At 72.4% G+C, this 16,308-nt stretch carries 13 protein-coding genes; 8 read left to right on the forward strand and 5 right to left on the reverse strand.

The annotated features are described in order from the left end of the window. Positions 1 to 17: 17 nt before the first annotated feature. The 3 genes from KBY47_RS09630 to KBY47_RS09640 form a co-directional block, all read right to left on the reverse strand. Positions 18 to 674, reverse strand: coding sequence for an FMN-binding negative transcriptional regulator (locus KBY47_RS09630; RefSeq protein ID WP_210920572.1), 657 nt, complete (start codon positions 672 to 674; stop codon positions 18 to 20). A gap of 252 nt (positions 675 to 926) precedes the next feature. Then, positions 927 to 2,105, reverse strand: coding sequence for a Cmx/CmrA family chloramphenicol efflux MFS transporter (locus KBY47_RS09635; RefSeq protein ID WP_210920573.1), 1,179 nt, complete (start codon positions 2,103 to 2,105; stop codon positions 927 to 929). A gap of 256 nt (positions 2,106 to 2,361) precedes the next feature. Continuing rightward, positions 2,362 to 3,333 (reverse strand): pirin family protein, encoded by a 972-nt coding sequence (locus KBY47_RS09640; protein WP_210920574.1) that lies wholly within the window; start codon positions 3,331 to 3,333, stop codon positions 2,362 to 2,364. A gap of 110 nt (positions 3,334 to 3,443) precedes the next feature. On the opposite strand from KBY47_RS09640, the gene KBY47_RS09645 reads away from it, so the two are divergent. Beyond that, on the forward strand, positions 3,444 to 3,938 hold the full coding sequence (locus tag KBY47_RS09645) for a carboxymuconolactone decarboxylase family protein (protein ID WP_210920575.1): 495 nt from the start codon (positions 3,444 to 3,446) through the stop codon (positions 3,936 to 3,938). Between the two features lie 12 nt (positions 3,939 to 3,950). Here KBY47_RS09645 and KBY47_RS09650 read toward each other — a convergent pair whose 3' ends face one another. Next, on the reverse strand, positions 3,951 to 6,095 hold the full coding sequence (locus KBY47_RS09650; RefSeq protein WP_210920576.1) for a SpoIIE family protein phosphatase: 2,145 nt from the start codon (positions 6,093 to 6,095) through the stop codon (positions 3,951 to 3,953). Between the two features lie 207 nt (positions 6,096 to 6,302). Here KBY47_RS09650 and KBY47_RS09655 point away from each other — a divergent pair, with 207 nt between their 5' ends. From KBY47_RS09655 to KBY47_RS09665, 3 genes are all read left to right on the forward strand, one after another. Continuing rightward, positions 6,303 to 7,001: a DUF4389 domain-containing protein gene (locus KBY47_RS09655; protein ID WP_210920577.1), complete on the forward strand. Its 699-nt coding sequence runs from the start codon at positions 6,303 to 6,305 to the stop codon at positions 6,999 to 7,001. Positions 7,002 to 7,463: 462 nt separating this feature from the next. Then, positions 7,464 to 9,035, forward strand: coding sequence for a hypothetical protein (locus KBY47_RS09660; protein ID WP_210920578.1), 1,572 nt, complete (start codon positions 7,464 to 7,466; stop codon positions 9,033 to 9,035). A 52-nt stretch (positions 9,036 to 9,087) separates the two neighbouring features. Next, positions 9,088 to 9,783 carry a hypothetical protein gene (locus tag KBY47_RS09665; protein WP_247694443.1) on the forward strand — a complete coding sequence of 232 codons (696 nt, stop codon included), beginning with the start codon at positions 9,088 to 9,090 and terminating at the stop codon, positions 9,781 to 9,783. Here KBY47_RS09665 and KBY47_RS09670 read toward each other — a convergent pair. Next, positions 9,771 to 10,910, reverse strand: a complete 1,140-nt coding sequence (locus KBY47_RS09670; protein ID WP_210920579.1) for an aromatic ring-hydroxylating dioxygenase subunit alpha — start codon at positions 10,908 to 10,910, stop codon at positions 9,771 to 9,773. The two genes, KBY47_RS09665 and KBY47_RS09670, sit on opposite strands and share 13 nt — an antisense overlap. 130 nt (positions 10,911 to 11,040) lie before the next feature. Between KBY47_RS09670 and KBY47_RS09675 the strand changes: the two genes are divergently transcribed. From KBY47_RS09675 to KBY47_RS09690, 4 genes are all read left to right on the forward strand, one after another. Continuing rightward, positions 11,041 to 11,580, forward strand: a complete 540-nt coding sequence (locus tag KBY47_RS09675) for a retropepsin-like aspartic protease (protein ID WP_210920580.1) — start codon at positions 11,041 to 11,043, stop codon at positions 11,578 to 11,580. Between the two features lie 93 nt (positions 11,581 to 11,673). Continuing rightward, positions 11,674 to 12,873, forward strand: a complete 1,200-nt coding sequence (locus KBY47_RS09680) for an AAA family ATPase (RefSeq protein ID WP_210920581.1) — start codon at positions 11,674 to 11,676, stop codon at positions 12,871 to 12,873. A gap of 20 nt (positions 12,874 to 12,893) precedes the next feature. Next, positions 12,894 to 14,513: a VWA domain-containing protein gene (locus KBY47_RS09685; protein ID WP_210920582.1), complete on the forward strand. Its 1,620-nt coding sequence runs from the start codon at positions 12,894 to 12,896 to the stop codon at positions 14,511 to 14,513. Between the two features lie 277 nt (positions 14,514 to 14,790). Then, positions 14,791 to 16,305, forward strand: coding sequence for a PQQ-dependent sugar dehydrogenase (locus KBY47_RS09690; protein ID WP_210920583.1), 1,515 nt, complete (start codon positions 14,791 to 14,793; stop codon positions 16,303 to 16,305). The last annotated feature ends 3 nt before the right edge of the window (positions 16,306 to 16,308 follow it).

Raw genomic sequence — 16,308 nt, forward strand, 5'->3', positions numbered from 1 at the left:
TCGTGTCGCCGTGGCCGTCAGGCGCCGTACTCTCGTTCCGTCGCTTCGTCGAAGTTGCGCATGGCTCTGCCGAGTTCCCGGGTCGGTCCGGTGCCGTCCGCCTCGAAGTGCTCACGGATCCGGCGCCGGACAGCGGGCTCCTTGTCCTGGCTGAGCTTGAACATCCCCTGTGCCGAGCGGACTTCGAGGCGGAACGCGCCCACGCCTGGGAGGATCTTACGGAAGTAGTCCAGTGAGCCTTCCTGATCCCAGCCAGCACCGAAGCGGCCTTCCAGGCGGGCCGCGGTGCGTCGGACGACCGCGAGGGTCTCCTCGTCGTCGTGCACCGGCTGGAGCACGCCTTCCACGTGCACCGACACGAAGTTCCAGGTCGGGGCGGCGGGGTCGGAGGGGTACAGCATCGGTGTCACATAGGAATTCGGCCCCCAGAAGACGGCCTTGGCCGCAATTCCGGCGCGCAGCGCGGACCAGTGCGGATTGGCGCGATTCATATGTCCGAGCAGCGTCGACCCGACGAGTTCGTCCACGTCGGTTTCCGAGGCGGGAATCACCGGAAGGTGCGTGGAAAACGGGGTGGACGGGCCATTGGTCATCAGTACGGCGAGCGGGTACTGACTGACCACCTCGACCAGCTGCCGACCCTCTCGGGCCTGGTAAACGGCCGGAACATACATGACTGACCACTCCTGTGTTCCCGCCGGAATTCGCAGCTTCTGTAAACCGCCCCCATCTGCAATATGTAAGCGCGATTCGACGGGATGTTACCGGACGCCTGAGTGACCCCGCCATGGCACTGGACCGGAATTACAGCGTTACTCAAGCCGACATGAGGACGGCCATGGGGAGGGCGGGCGCGGCGCGGGCAGGCGTCCTCACGGTCGAAGGCCACCCTGAACGACGACGCGAGAAGGGCGTTCGGGCGTGAGTCACCGCAGCATCTCGGTGTTCTGGTTTGCCGTGATGACGGTGAGGAGGGGGAAGGCGGTGAGCAGTGTGATCGTGACGAGGAGCGCGCTTGCCCATAGCGGCCCGAGGGCCCCCGCTTCGGTGTCGAGAGTGGCCGCGGCGATGACGGGGCCGGTGGCGGCGCCCACGTTGAGCGCCGCTGTCGCGTACGACCCGGCCATGGTGGGGGCTCCCGCTGCCTCGTAGAGGACCCGTGTGATCAGCGTGCTGCCCAGCGCGAACGACAGTGCGCCCTGCACGAACACGAGGGTGAACAGGGCGGCCGGGTCGTCGGCCAGCAGCGACAGAGCCAGCCAGCCGACGAGCAGCAGCGGACCGGCGACCGCGATGACCGGACCGGGGCTTCGGTCGGACAGCCGTCCGGCGGCGGTGACGCCCACGAAGGAACCAGCGCCGAAGAGCATCAGAGCGACGGAGACCCACCACTCGTCCAGCCCGGCGCTGTCGGTCACCACGGGGGCGAGGAACGTGAGGCTTCCGAAGGTTGCCGCGTTCACCAGTGCGCCGAGCAGCATCACCAGGATCAACCGCGCCCTGGTGAGCTGGGTCAGCTCCGCTCGCAACGACGGCCTGCCAGTCGCCTCGGGCTCATCACGTCCTGCTGGGATGCCTTTCAGGATGCCGACAGCCGCGGGCAGGCAGAGAGCGGCGACAGCCCAGAAGGTGGCCCGCCAGCCGAGCGCCGTGCCGAGCACCGACCCACCGGGGACACCGGCGATCGTGGCCACCGTCGTGCCGGACAGCAGCACGGCCAGCGCGCGTCCCTTCCTGTCGGGTGAGACCAGCACGGCGGCGGCCGTCAGAGCGACGGCGAGGAACCCCGCGTTCGCGAGCGCGGCGACGACTCGGGCGGCGAACATGACGGGGAAGCTCGTTGTTACGGCGCCCAAGACGTGAGCTGCCGCGAAAACGAGGACGAACCCGAGAAGGGCCGGGCGCCTCGGCCAGTTACGGGCAAGGGCGGCCACCAGTGGGGCGCCGACGATCATGCCGATCGCGAAGGCCGAGGTGAGCACGCCTGCCGTCCCGACGGTGACGTCGAAATCCGAGGCGATGTCCGGCAGGAGACCGGCGAGCATGAACTCCGAGGTGCCCATGGCGAAGACCGCCAGAGCAAGCAGGTACAGCGGGAGAGGCATCGAGTGGCTCCGAGGTGAGGAGAGGCACGAGAAGGTCATCTCGTCACCGCGGCCAGCCCCGAGCGCACACTTACGCGTCCCGCCGCGGAATGCGGCGCGACGACAGGGCTACGGGCTCAGTGGTGCAGGGGGCTGACGGCGTGACCGAAAGCCCCCGACTTGTCCGACTCAGGACTCGACATGGCTCCCACGCTACCCGACCGGTGCCGCGACAGAGCGGGCGACAAGGCCCCTGCTGACGCGGGAGCCTCGTGGGTCAGCGTGCCCTTCCCCGTGGCTTCAAAGGCGCGTTCGGCAGCTCCGGCGCGGGCAGTGGGGCGCCGTCGTAGCCCTGCACCTCGCCGAAGCGTGATCCCTTCATCCAGTCCTCGCGGGCCTGGACGATGTCGTCGTGGGTGCGGCCGACGAAGTTCCACCACATGACGATCTCCTCCCCGAAGGGCGGTCCGCCCAGCAGGACGAGGCGGGCTGCCTCGGGCCCGGCGTTGGTGACGGTGAGGGTCGTGCGGCCGGGGGCGGCGTAGCCCATCTCGGCCGGGGCCAGGGGCGTGCCGTCGAAGCGGATGTCGCCGGTGTCGACGAGGAGGCCGTGTTCGAAGAGCGGGTCGGCCTCCAGGCGCACCGTCGCTCCCGGGTCCACGGAGAGTTCGGCGCCGAGGAGCGGGGTGAACGTCGGCACCGGGGAGGTGTCACCGGCGAGCGTGCCGAGGAAGACCCGGGCGGCCCCGCCGTCGAGCGGTACGGGGGCGGGCGCGTAGTGCTGGAAGTCCCGTGGGGCGTCGCGGTGTTCGTCGGGCAGCGCGACCCACAGCTGCACGCCGTGCAGCAGGGTGGTGCGGGGCGTGGACACCTCCGTGTGGCTGATGCCGTGGCCGCCCGTCATGAGGTTGAGTTCGCCGGGCCGGACGAGGGCGTGGCTGCCGAGGCTGTCGCGGTGCTCGATCTCGCCGCTGAAGAGCCAGCTCACGGTCTGGAGGCCGGTGTGCGGGTGCGGGGCGACGTCCATGCCGCCGGTGCTGGAGACGTCGTCGGGGCCGTAGTGGTCGGCGAAGCACCATGCGCCGATCAGGGTGCGCGCCCGCTGGGGCAGGGTGCGCCGTACCGTCATCGCGCGGGGTCCGCCGAGGGGGACCTCCCGGGCCGTGAGGACCTCGACGACGGGCGGAGGGCCCGCGTCCGAGGGTCCACCGCACGACAGTTCCACGGGATGTGCTTCGGTGTTGCTCACGGTGCGTCCTCCCGGAAGCAGAACGTTTGACACTCAACTCGTTCGACATTCAACTTTCTCTTGGTCATGATAGGACGTGGCACGGATGATCACTCGATGAAGGAGACCAGGTGACTGGGACGGCGGCGAGCACCGGCAAGCGGGTCTACGTCGACAAGCAGAGCCCCGACGCCTACCGCGCCCTGATCGCCACCTCGGAGGCGGTCAGGGACGTGGCGGCACGGTCCGGTCTCGACCGGATCCTCGTCGAGCTGGTCAACCTCCGGGTGTCCCAGCTCAACGCCTGCGCGTACTGCCTCGACCTGCACACCCGGGCCGCGCTGCGGGCGGGCGAGACCACCCAGCGGCTGAGTGTGCTGGCGGCCTGGCGCGACACCGAGCTGTTCAGCCCCCGGGAGCGCGCCGCGCTCGCCCTCGCGGAGGCCACCACCCACCCCGCGGACGCCACCGCCCAGACCACGGCCTACGCCGACGCCCGGTCCGCGCTGACCGACGACGAGATCTCCGCGGTGATCTGGGTGGCGATCACCATGAACGCCTTCAACCGGGTCTCGGTGATGAGCAAGCACCCGGTACGGGGTTCCACGGCGCCCCGCGAGCGGTAAGAGGGGCGAGGCTCACGTGTGCGGTGCCGGTGCCCGGGCACCGGCCGCCTCATGCCGCAGGACGAGGAGCGCCACGTCGTCGGTGCGGCGCCGGGCCGCCTCGGTGTGCTCCAGCAGGTTCTCGATCAGCAGGTCGAGGTCCTGGTCACCGGCGTCGGCGAGCTGGCGGGCGAGCTGCGCGATGGAGTCGTCGAGATCGCTCCCGGGCATCTCGATGAGTCCGTCGGTGTAGAGCGCGAGCAGCGACCCCGGGGGCAGCAGGACCTCCGCCACGGGGAACGCGGCGTCGGGGTCGATCCCCAGGAGCGGTCCCGGTGGGACGACGAGCGGCCGGGTGTCGCCGTCCGGCAGCCGCAGCAGCGGGGGCGGGTGCCCGGCGCTGGCCACGGTCACCCGTTGGCGTACGAAGTCCAGATGGGCGTAGAGACAGCTGGTGAACAGCTCGACGCCGAGGTCGTCGAGGAGCCGGTTGGTCGCGGCGAGGACCTGCCCGGGAGAGGCGCCCAGGGTGGCGTGGGCGTGCACGGCGGTACGCACCTGGCCCATGAGGGCGGCGGCGGCGACGTTGTGGCCCTGGACGTCGCCGATGACGGCCGCCGCGGCACCGGGACCGAGGCGGATCACGTCGTAGAAGTCGCCGCCGATCTCCATGCCGCGGGTGGCGGGAAGATAGCGGGCGGCGACCCGCAGTCCGGTCACCTCGGGGAGGGCGTGCGGCAGCAGCGCCTGCTGCAGTCCGTGGGCGAGCGCGTGCTTGGTGTCGTAGAGCCGGGCGCGGTCCAGGGACTGGGCGACGAGACCGGCCAGTGAGGTGAGGACGGCGCGTTCCTCGGCGGTGAACTCGTGCGGCCGCTCGTAGGACAGGACGCAGCAGCCGACGGGCTGCCCGGAGATGACCAACGGCAGGAAGGCCCACGCCTGTTTCCCGCTGACCTGCGGCGCCTCCGGGTAGCTGCGGCGCATCTCGTCGGCGTCGGCGAAGAAGGCGGGCACTCCGGTGGCGAGCGCGCGTCCGGCCGGGGTGAAGTCGGTCTCCAGGGCCAGGGCGTCGAGGCGTTCGATCGCCCGGGGTGCGTAGCCGCGGTGGCCGATGATCCGCAGTCGGCCCGCGTCGGCGACGGACAGCACCAGCCCCTGCGCGCCGAAGGCGGGCATGATCTGGTCGGCGATCAGGTCGATGATGTCCCGTACGCCCACGACCTCGGTCAGCGCGGCGGCCAGGTGCATGAGCTGGTAGAGCTGACCGGCGCGGGCGGGGGCGGCGCTGTCGGTGGCGGTGACGGGTGACGCGAGCTGTCCGGTGGTGGCACCGGCGGGGAGCACCCGCACACTGATGCCGCTGGCGTCGGGGAAGAGGTGGAACTCCAGCCACTGGCCCGGGGGGCGGCGCGCGGTGAACGTCACGTGCTGGCGGCTGAGGACGGCGGCACGGTAGTGGTCCTCGTAGACGGGGTCGTCGAGCCAGCGCAGGGACAGCCAGGGCAGGGTGCCCAGCAGCTGGTCGGCGTCGCGGCCGAGCAGCCGCTCGGCGCCCGAGCTGAGGTAGGTGAAGTGGCCCTCCAGGTCGAGGGAGCAGCTGCCGCCCGGCAGGCGCTCCACGAAGTCGGCCGCGGCCATCGCCGGGCTCACGGCCGGACGGCCGGTGGGGTCGACGACCCGCGGCTCCCCGGAGGTGGGCCGGTAGCCGTCGGCGGTCTCCTCCAGGAGGCGGGCCAGGCGCCGGCCGCGGGACATGAGGTGGCCGTGCTCCCGGCCGGTCATGTACGGGGGGCGGGCGCTCGGCCACATCAGGAGCAGCGCTCCCCAGCGCCGTACGCCCGACACGGGGACGGCGGCCATCGCCATCGGGTACGGCAGCGCCATCGCGGTGCGCGGATAGCGGTGGGCGACCTCCTCCTGGCTGCCGAGCCAGACCAGGCGGTCCTCGCGCACGGCGTCGGCCACCGGGGCCGGGGCGGCGACCGGCACCCGCGCCCAGGGGGCGGCGATCTCGGCCGAGGCCCCGGAGAGCACTTCGAGGCGCAGCAGCCTCTCGTCGGACTCCAGCAGGTACAGGGCGCCGATGGACGCGCCGGTGCGGCGGACCGTCTCCGCGAACTCCGGGTCGAGCGCCTCGGGACCGAGGGTGACCTCACCCGGCATATGTACGCCGCACATACCCGTCCTCTCCCATATGCCGACGCTACGCCTGTGCGGCCCGGCGGGCACCCCGCCCGGCGGGCACTGGGGAGGGACAGGGGGAACAGGGGTGCGGAGCGCGAGGGCGTTGTGGCCCTCCACCGGGCCCGTACAGCCCAGTGGCAGGGCGGGCCGGTCGGCGGAACGCTGGAATCACCGTCACCGGATTCCGAAGGGACCGGTCCCATGAGCACGAAGACCATACCCCCGGCGACGCCTCCCACGGCGCCCCCGCCGGTGCACCCCGCACGGCTGACGGCGGCCCTCGACGAGCCGCTGTCCCGCTGGCTGTGGCTGGTGAAGTGGCTGCTCGCACTCCCCCACTACGTCGTCCTGCTCTTCCTGTGGGTGGCGTTCGTGGTGACGGGCGTGGTGGCCTTCTTCGCGATCCTGTTCACCGGCCGCTACCCCCGGCCGCTGTTCGACTTCAACACCGGTGTACTGCGCTGGAACTGGCGCGTCGCCTACTACGCGTACGGCACCCTGGGCACCGACCGCTATCCGCCGTTCACCCTCGCCGACGTGCCCGACTACCCGGCCCACTGGGATCTGGAGTACCCGCGCACGCTCTCGCGGGGCCTGGTCCTGGTGAAGTGGTGGCTGCTGGCGATCCCGCACTACCTCGTCCTGGGCTTCCTGATCGGCGGAGTCCGCGCGGCCTGGTTCTCCGGCGGGCTCATCGGCCTGCTCACGCTCTTCGCCGGGGTCGCCCTCGCGGCCACCGGGCGCTATCCGCGCGGTCTGTTCGACCTGATCCTGGGGCTGAACCGCTGGGTGCTGCGGGTGGCCGCGTACGCCGCGCTGCTGACCGACGTGTACCCGCCCTTCCGGCTCGACCAGGGCGGCACCGAACCGGACCCGACCGACCCGACCGTGCCGCGCTGAGCGGGCCACGGGCGAGGGTGGCACAGACGTACGCGTGTGCGCGGCCGTTGCCGCATCGGCCGCGCACACGCGGGTGGCGCAGACGCCCGACCCCTGCTCAGGCGTACCGCACCGGGATGGTCCGGGTGCCGTCCTCTCCTCCGGGACCGGGACCACGATGGTCGGCGCCCGCCTCCGGTACCCGGCGGTCGCCTCCTCGCCCTCGGTCACAGCCTCCCGCCCCCGGGCCCGCGTCCGGATGGGCCGACCGGCCCCACTGGACGGCCGGTCGGCCCCTGTCCGCGTCCGTACCTGTGTCAAGCACCTGTCACCAATGACGCGGGCGCGTCCCGAGGGTCACCGGTGGGCGGCGGCCCGGCGGCGGCCTGGCACGGGGGCGGCCCCGCCCTGTCGGCGCGGCGAGGGCGGCCGTAGACTGCCAACTCACCGACCGGTGGGCGCTGTTGAGCGGGGGGAGCCGCCATGTCAGGGAACCCGTACGACTCCAGTCACGGTTTCGCGATACCGCCGATGCCTCCGATGCCTCCCGGCCCGCCACCGGCGGCTCCGGACGGCCTGCGGGCCCTGGCGGTCGCGCTGCTGAACCTCAGCGGTCTTGGACTGGGCTACGCGCTGCTGCGCCGCTGGCTCGCCGCCGCTGTCTGCCTGGCGGTCACCGCGGTGCTGCTGTTCGTGGCGCTCCCGGCGGACGCCGACGGCGTCTCGTCCGCCCTGGTCGGCAGCTACCTGGCCTTCCTGCTGCTCGCCGCCGTCCACGGGGCGGTCGCCGGGCTGCGCAGGCCGCTGGCGTGGCCGGGGCAGCGGCCCCTCGCGCTGGCGCTGGGCGTCGCCCTGCTCGCCGTACCGGCCGGTGGTGCGGTGCTGTACGACGACGCCCGGGACGAGGCCGTCGAGAAGATGCTGCTGGAACGGCTCACGGAGGCGGACCGGCTGGTCGCGGCGGCCGGGGACGAGTCCTGGGGCACGGCCGAGCCGGACTACCGCGAGGCGCTGGCCGTGTACCGGGACCTCAGCGCCGACCACGAGGGGTCGCGGGCCGCCCAGCGGGTTCCGGAGCGGATGGAGGTCTACTACGAGACGGTCGGCGCCGCGTACGAGGAGCAGGACTACTGCCAGGCGATCGAACCGCTGAGGTATCTGCGGGACGTCCCCGACCGCATGCCCGACGAGGCCCTCGGGTCGCTGGCCACCTGGCCCGACGACCGGCTGGCCACCTCCCTCTACGAGTGCGGGGCGGGCAAGCTGGCGGCCGGTGAGGCCGACTGGACGACGTCCTTCGGCCAGTTGCTCAGCACGTTCCCGGACGCCGAGCAGACCGCGAAGGTCGAACCCGCCGTCGGCTCGGCCGTCGACCGTGCCGCGAAGGGGCTGGGCGGCGACGAGCCGTGCGGGGCGATGGACAGCCTGCGGGCGCTGAGCGCGCGCATCACCGAGCTGTCGGACAACAACAGCGACACGGCGAAGGCGCTCGACGCGCAGGCCACGCGGGCCGAGGACCGCGCCGACTCGGGCACCTACGCGTGCGGTGTGGACCAGTACGAGGACGGCGACTTCGCGGACGCGCAGAGCACGATGAACCAGTTCGTGAAGGCGAACAAGAACCACCGCAACGCCGAGCGCGCGAAGAAGATCGCCATCGCGGCCGAGGTCGCCCAGACGGTCCCGGAGGCCGGGAAGCGACTGCCGACGACCGCGTCCGGCGGCAGCATCTCCGTGACCGTCAAGAACGACAGCCCCGACGAGATCCGCGTCCTCTACACCGGCCCGGTCACCGGCAGCCTCACCCTCAAGGCGTGCGGCGACTGCCAGGCGTACTCGCTCGCCAGCACCATCACACCCGGCTTCCAGCCGTGCAGCGACGGCAAGAACTACCCGCAGAAGACCATCAGCCTGCCGCCCGGCACCACGTACTTCGTGCACAAGCCGGTCGGCGACAGCCTCGCCTCGCCCGCCTCCGACACCGCGAAGCTGGACCCCGGCTACATCTACACCGAGTGCGCCTACACGACACAGGGCTTCGGCACGAGCCTGTGACGCCGACGGTGCCGGACAGGATTGTCGGTGCCCGCTGTTACGGTCCGGCGGTATGACAGCGGACGACGGAATCGCATGGATGGGCGAGCGCTGGCCGGGCCGCCGGCCCGACCCCTTCCTCGGGGACTACGCGGGCCTTGTGTTCGCGCAGGGCATCGCGCCGCAGGACCTGGCGGTGGTCTTCGGCGCGGTCCCGTGGGAGCTGCCCGAGCCTGTCTCCGACGAGGCCAAGGCCGTCTACGACCGGACCCACCCGCACACCCGGGTCCCTGACGAACCCCCTACGACCGTCTACGGGCGAGAGGGCGACTGGTCCTTCCTCGTCGGCGGCTTCGACTGCCTGCTCCACTTCCACGAGGGCTTCGCGCTGCCGACCGGCACCGGCCGTGCCGCCCTCCTCTACCACATCGCCGCCAAGGGCATGTACTGCATGGTGTACTTCGAGGACGGACGCCAGGTGTGGAGCGGCGAGATCCACGGCACCTTCGGCGAGGACGCGGCGGGACGCGGCGGGCACTACTTCGACCACGTGCCGGAGATGTCGTTCCTCAACTGGGCCCTGCACGAGGCCCGCTGTCATCCCGACGTCCGCTATGTCGACGGCCGCCCGGTCTTCGAGAACGGCGGCTGGATTCCCGACTGGCAGCGGCGCTTCCTCAAGGGCCTCGAGATCGCCTTCGGGATCTCCGTGAGCCAGGAGACCTACGACGCGGGCGGCTACCCGCTCGCGAGCGTCTACTGGACCTGACCGCAGCCGGGGGCCGCCGCCCGGGGCCGCAGGGGGACGCCGTTGGCGCGCAGCACCTCGCGGACGTCCAGGATCAGCGGGAAGACCTCGTGGTTGCGGTCCTCGCCCTGTTCGTCCCACGCCCGCTGCTCGGCCTCCACCGCCATCCGGTCCTCGGCGAACACCCGCTCGGTGAAGCGCCGGATGAGCGGCCAGGCCAGCTGGAGGGCGCCCGGGATCCGGGGCTTCTCGATCATGAGCAGTCCGTACGCGTGGCACCTGCGCTGCTCGGCGTCCTCGGGCACGTACGCGGCCCAGAGCCGGAAGGCGGGGCGCTCGGCGCCCTCCTGCACCAGGTCGAGCGTCTGGTACGGGTACTCGGTGCGGATGGTCAGCAGGTCGGCCGAGTCGCTGCCCCGGATGTCCCCGGCCGACAGCAGGCTCGCGCCCCGGTTGCGCTTGCCACCCGAGTGCGTGAACAGGTAGCTGGCCTCCACCGACCGGGGTCCGGTGGTGTAACCCAGCAGCTCGGGGCGGATCCTGCCGACGACGCCCCGGTGCAGGAACTGGTGGTTCATGTCGAGCAGGTTCTCGTGCATGAACGAGTAGTGGCAGCGCACCGTCCGGGAGAAGGTCATCGTCCGGTACGCCGGCACCCCGAAGGCGGGCAGGTCGGGCAGCTCGGTGACGGCCGCCTTCTCCGGGTCGCCGGGGAAGACGAACACCAGCCCGTACGCCTCCCGCACCGGGTAGCCGCGCACCCCGCGCGGCGGACGGCCGTCGCCCTTGGACAGGTAGGGGATCTGCGAGATGCGGCCGTCGCCCCGGTAGGCCCACGCGTGGTAGCAGCAGCGGAGCGTCTCGCCCTCCACGACGCCCATGCTCAGCGGCACCTGCCGGTGGGCGCACCGGTCCTCCAGCGCGTACACCGCACCGCTCCTCCCCCGGAAGAGCGCGATGCGCTCACCGGCGAACACGGCCGGAAGGACCCGCCCCGGGCGCACGCTCCGGGACCGGGCGAGCGGGTACCAGTGGTCCGGGTTCGCTCCGACGCGCCGCAGGTCACCCGGCTCGCGCCGGACCTCGGGCCGACCGCCACCGGTGTCGGCAGCGAGTTCCCGGGCACCGTCGAAACCGGTCTCGGTCATGTCTGGCTCCCTCACGTGTGGGACAGCACCTCCCACCCTGACCGCCGCCCGTCGCGGGCGCCCCGCCCACCGCGTCCGAACGGGTGAGCGGCCGGTGTTTACCCGGCGGCCGGATGGGCACCTCGGGCGCATGGGCCCGCGGGACGACACCACGCCCGCCGCGCGGCACCGGCTCGTTCCCGGGCTGCTGGCGGCGCTGCTGCTCACCGGCTGCGCCGCGTTCGAGGACCGCGACGACGGCGAGGAGACGCCGGCCCCCACCGGGTCCGTGCGGGAGGTGCCGCTGCGGGTCGAGGAGCAGGGCGCGCAGACGCTGGCCTTCGTGCAGGTGCGCCTCCAGGGCGCGGGGCCCTTCGAGTTCGCGCTGGACACCGGGGCCTCCACCAGCGTGGTGGACGACGACGTCGCGGACCGCGCCGGTCTGGAACTCACCGGTGAGCGCCGTCCGGTGAGCGGGATCCTGGGCAGTGGCCGGGTCCCCGTCGCCCGTGTGACGGACTGGGAGATCGGTGACGTCCCCGTCGAACCGGGCGAGGTCACCGTCGTGGACCTCGACTCCTCCCGGGACGACGGCGAGATACAGGGCCTGCTCGGCTCGGACGTGCTCAGCGACTACGGCTCGGTCACCGTCGACTACGACGACGGCGTCCTGCGCCTCCCCGCACCCTGACGACGGAGCGGGCCCGCGTGGCCGGTGGTCCAGCGCACGGGGCTATCTTGCTCGGACGACCTCCCCTCACCGGCGTACAGGCAGGAGCTGAGCATGGGCCCACCGGACGCGCAGGACACCGCCGAGCGGCTGCGGGCGATCTGCGACGAGTTGTCGGACCGGTTCTACGAGCGGGCCGACGTGGTGCGCACGCTGGTGGTGACCCTGCTCGCCGGGCAGCACTCGCTGGTGCTCGGCCCGCCGGGTACGGCGAAGTCCGAGCTGGCCCGGGAACTCACCGGCCGGATCGAGGGGGCGTCCTACTGGGAGATCCTGCTGTCCAAGTTCACCGCTCCGACGCGGATGTTCGGCCCCATCGACGTCGCCGCGCTGGCCCGGGGCGAGTACCGCCAGGTGTACGACGGCCGTGCCACGACCGCGCACGTCGCGTTCATCGACGAGATATTCAAGTGCTCCACGGCGGCGCTCAACGAGACGCTGGGCTTCCTCAACGAGCGGCTCTACCACCCGGAGAACGGCGGCGAGCCCATCCGCTGCCCCCTGATCGGCGCCATCACGGCGAGCAACGAACTGCCCGACGGCGAGGACTCGGCCGCGATCTACGACCGGCTGCTGGTACGGATCGAGGTCGGCTACCTGGCGGACCCCTCGAACTTCGCCGCGCTGGTCCGCTCCGCCGTCAGCCGCCCGGTGCCAGCGGCCCGGACCACCGTCGAGCTGGACGCGTTGCGGCACGCGGTGACCGAGGCCGTGCCCGCCGTGGACGTCCCGGACCCGATCGTGGACGCGGTGTGCACCCTGCGGGCCGCCCTGCGGCGCAAGGAGCTGATCGCCTCCGACCGGCGCTGGCGGCAGGCGGTGGGCCTGCTCCAGGCGTGCGCGTACCTCGACGGCCGCGCCGAGGTCACCGAGACCGACCTGTCGGTGCTGACGCATGTGCTGTGGGACTCGCCCGCCGAGCGCCCCACCGTCGAACGGGAGGTGCTGCACCTGGTCAACCCCGACGCCAAGGAGGCCCTCGACCTGGCCGACACCATCGAGGAACTGGAGGCACAGCTCGACGCCATGGCGGGGCAGTCCCGTGAGGCGCTCAGCGAGTGGGTCATCAAGCAGGCCCACCACAAGCTGGCATGGGCGGGGCGGCGGCTGGAGCAGCTGCGCGCGGAGGCGGCTGCCGCCGGGCGCTCCACCGCCGCCATCGACCGGGTCACCGGCCACCAGCGCGCCGTCCGCGCCCGGGTCCTCACCGAGGCCCTCGGCGTGGACGCGAGCACGGTGCAGGCACAGCTCTGAACACCGAGGGGGGCAGCGGTATGGAGGGGACGGCGGACGGACTCGGCGCGCTGGCGGGCCGGGCCGGGAGGTGGCTGGACCTGTCCGCCGCCGCTCCCCAGCGGCACACCTCGGCCGTGGTGGCGGACCGTTTCGACCGGATCGCCTGGCGCGACACCTACGCGCAGTCGGCCGGACTGCGCGACCTGGACGAGGAGTTGCGCGGGCTCCACCACCATGCCACCGACCTGCTGACCGATGTGTTCCTGGCCGCGTACCAGGCCGCCCCGCGACTGCGTGAGCGCGCCGAGATGGACGCCTCCCGGCTGGTCAACCACCAGGTCATGGCCTCGCTGACCACGTCGCCCGAGTTCGCCGCGCTGCGCCGGGAGACGGTCGGCGACGCCTACGCCGCCGCCATGGCCGTACTCGCGCAGGCTCCCGCGGTGCGCCGGATGCTGGAGCACTCCCGGCCCGCCCAGGAGGAAATGGAGCGGGTGGGGCGGGCCCAGCGGGACACCGAGGAGGCGGCTCAGGCCGTGGGCGCGGCGCTGCGGAGGGCCGCCGAGGCGGCCGGCGACGACGGCGCCGTACCGGCACCGGCCGCCGACGCCGTGCGGCAGGCGATGCGGGCCGCCGAGACGGCCGAGGCCGCGGCGATGCGGGCCGCCCGGCACGCCGGGCAGGCGCTCGCGGCGGCCGAGCCCGGGGTCGGTGCCGCCGCCCGGGGCGCGACAGCGGCGGCCACCGAGGCCGTACGGGAGGAGGCCGCGCTGATGCGGGCCTGGGGTGTCGGCCCCGGCCGGCTGGAGCGGATGCCGTTCGAGCAGCGCGCCCGGCTCGCCGAACGGATGCGCGCCGGACGGCTCGCCCAGTGGGCCGAACTGATCGGCCGCTTCCGGAGGATGGCGGACGGCGAACGCGCCCGCAGGGTGGAGAACGCCACCGGGGAGCTGGTCGGTGTCACCCTCGGCGACGACCTGTCCCGGGTGATCCCCTCCGAACTGGCCGCCCTCGGCCTGCCCGAACTGCGCGCCGTGTTCGCCGCGCGCTACGCCGCCGGGGAACTGATGCTCTACGACAGCCAGGGCGAGCAGGTCACCGGCCGGGGAGCCGTCATCGCCTGCGTGGACACCTCGCACTCCATGTATGCCGAGGGGCCCGGCGGGGTCACCCGGGAGGCGTGGGCCAAGGCGTGCGCCCTGGCCCTGCTCGACCAGGCGCGGCACGGCGGGCGTGACTTCGTCGGCATCCTGTTCTCCTCCGCGGACAAGCTGCGCGTCTTCCGCTTCCCCGCCGACCGGCCCGCGGGGATCGACCAGGTCCTCGACTTCGCGGAGACCTTCCTCGGCGGCGGCACCAGCTTCCAGACACCGCTGACGGCGGCCACCGAACTGCTGGCGGAGGAGTTCGACGCCAGCGCGCGGTCGCGCGGTGACATCGTGCTGATCACCGACGGGGAGTGCGATGTCACCGAGGACTGGATGCGTGTCCGCAACGACGCCAAGCGCCGGCTGGACTTCCGGGTCTTCGGCGTCGCCATCGGCGATCCGCCCGCCGAGGAATCCGGGCCGGTGCTGGAGGCGCTGTGCGACAACCTCCGCTGCATCGAGGACCTCACCGACGTCCACGGCGCCGCCGACCTGTTCCGGGTGATCTGACAGCGGGCCCGTTTCGGCCAGTCGGGGACTCACCGTCCCCGGGCGCCGCATATACCGACAACGGCCCGCGTATTCCGCGAACTGCGGTGCCGTGACTGGTGTTGCGCGCTCTCCGGCACCGCACGGAGTGCGCCAACAAGTGGCGTGTTCAACTGTTGCCGCCCTGTCCCACGGCCCTCAGCCTGGATCGCGGGAGCGCTCCCACACGATGCGCATCATGTGCCACCCCCCGCACAGCCAGCACCGCCGTGCAAGCCTCCTCGCCCATGGAGCCGACATGCCAAGAAGCCGCTGGACGGGGCCATTTCTGCTGGCCCTCCTGCTGACCCTGCTCGCCCCGCTGCCCGCCGCGGCGAGCCAACCCGCCCCGGGCGCGGGCGCGCAGCCGCCGCTGCCCTCGCTCAAGGCGACCACCACCCAGGTCGCCTTCGGACTGAGGCGGCCCACCGCCATCGCCGCCCCCGACGACGGCACCGACCGCCTGTTCATCACCGAGAAACCCGGCACCGTACGCGTCTACCACCCGGACACCGGCCTGGCGCAGACCCCGCTGATCGACCTCACCTCCGCCATCGACGAGTCGGGCAACGAGCGCGGTCTGCTCGGGATCGCCCTCCCGCCGGACTTCGCCACCAGTCAGGACCTGTACCTGGCGTACACGGCGCTCCCCGACGGGGCCGTCACGCTCGCCCGCTACCGGCTCGACGAGTCCCGGCTCGAGGTCCTGCTCTCCCAGCCGCACACCGAGTTCAACAACCACAACGGCGGCCAGCTCGCCTTCGGCCCCGACGGCAACCTGTACTGGAGCATCGGCGACGGCGGCGGCTCCGCCGACCCGCTGCGCGCCGGGCAGCGGCTGGACACCCTGCTGGGGAAGATCCTGCGCGTCGACGTCAGCCGCAGCTGCGGACCGCTCCCCTACTGCGTCCCCGAGGACAACCCCTTCGTGGACACCCCCGGCGCCCGCGACGAGATCTGGCTGTACGGCCTGCGCAACCCCTGGCGGTTCTCCTTCGACAGCGCCGACGGCTCGATGTGGATCGGCGACGTCGGCCAGGGCCGCTGGGAGGAGATCAACCACCTCGCCCGCGGGCAGGGCGGCCTCAACCTCGGCTGGTCCTGCTACGAGGGCCTGGAGCGCTTCACGGGCGGCGACTGCCGGCCCGGCGAGGAGTACACCGAGCCGGTGTTCACGTACTCCCCCTACACCGGCGGCTGTTCGGTGATCGGCGGTCAGGTCTACCGGGGCCGCGAGCACGCCGACCTGCTGGACGGCGTCTACATCGCCACCGACTACTGCTCCTCCACGGTGTGGGCGCTGCGCCCCGACGGCAGCGGCGGCTACGAGGAGGCCGAGATCGGCCAGATGCCCACCCAGGTCACCAACATCGGCACGACCGTCGACGGCGAGTTCTACGTCGTCAACGACCTGCCGGGCGGCCTGCACCGGGTGTCGTTCGCACAGGAGGAGCCGACCTGCCGGGTGGACCGCGCCGTGGAGCGCTGGGGCACCGGCACGAAGGTCGAACTCACCGTCACCAACACGGGCAGCGCCCCGGTGAACGGCTGGACGCTCAGGTTCCCGCTGCCCCTCGGACAGACCATCGTCTCCGACTGGAACACGGACCTGACCCAGCTCGCCAACGTGGTCACGGCCACCTCCGCCTCGTACAACTCCGCGATCGCCCCGGGCGCCGCCGTCACCCTCGGCTACGTCGCCCAGCACACCGGTGACGCGGCGCCGCCGCCCCGGTTCATGCTGAACGGGGACGCCTGCGCCGTGGGCCGCTGACCG

Origin of the sequence: Streptomyces sp. B93, assembly GCF_018070565.1 — a bacterium.
In the GTDB taxonomy this organism is placed as follows: Bacteria; Actinomycetota; Actinomycetes; order Streptomycetales; family Streptomycetaceae; genus Streptomyces.

What these genes read in the sequence shown, in the direction of transcription:
- KBY47_RS09655 (WP_210920577.1), top strand. Translation starts at nt 6,303, where the DNA reads ATGAGCACGAAGACCATACCCCCGGCGACGCCTCCCACGGCGCCCCCG.
- KBY47_RS09680 (WP_210920581.1), top strand. Translation starts at nt 11,674, where the DNA reads ATGGGCCCACCGGACGCGCAGGACACCGCCGAGCGGCTGCGGGCGATC.
- KBY47_RS09630 (WP_210920572.1), bottom strand. Translation starts at nt 674, where the DNA reads ATGTATGTTCCGGCCGTTTACCAGGCCCGAGAGGGTCGGCAGCTGGTC.
- KBY47_RS09635 (WP_210920573.1), bottom strand. Translation starts at nt 2,105, where the DNA reads ATGCCTCTCCCGCTGTACCTGCTTGCTCTGGCGGTCTTCGCCATGGGC.
- KBY47_RS09650 (WP_210920576.1), bottom strand. Translation starts at nt 6,095, where the DNA reads ATGTGCGGCGTACATATGCCGGGTGAGGTCACCCTCGGTCCCGAGGCG.
- KBY47_RS09665 (WP_247694443.1), top strand. Translation starts at nt 9,088, where the DNA reads ATGACAGCGGACGACGGAATCGCATGGATGGGCGAGCGCTGGCCGGGC.
- KBY47_RS09660 (WP_210920578.1), top strand. Translation starts at nt 7,464, where the DNA reads ATGTCAGGGAACCCGTACGACTCCAGTCACGGTTTCGCGATACCGCCG.
- KBY47_RS09675 (WP_210920580.1), top strand. Translation starts at nt 11,041, where the DNA reads ATGGGCCCGCGGGACGACACCACGCCCGCCGCGCGGCACCGGCTCGTT.
- KBY47_RS09685 (WP_210920582.1), top strand. Translation starts at nt 12,894, where the DNA reads ATGGAGGGGACGGCGGACGGACTCGGCGCGCTGGCGGGCCGGGCCGGG.
- KBY47_RS09670 (WP_210920579.1), bottom strand. Translation starts at nt 10,910, where the DNA reads ATGACCGAGACCGGTTTCGACGGTGCCCGGGAACTCGCTGCCGACACC.
- KBY47_RS09690 (WP_210920583.1), top strand. Translation starts at nt 14,791, where the DNA reads ATGCCAAGAAGCCGCTGGACGGGGCCATTTCTGCTGGCCCTCCTGCTG.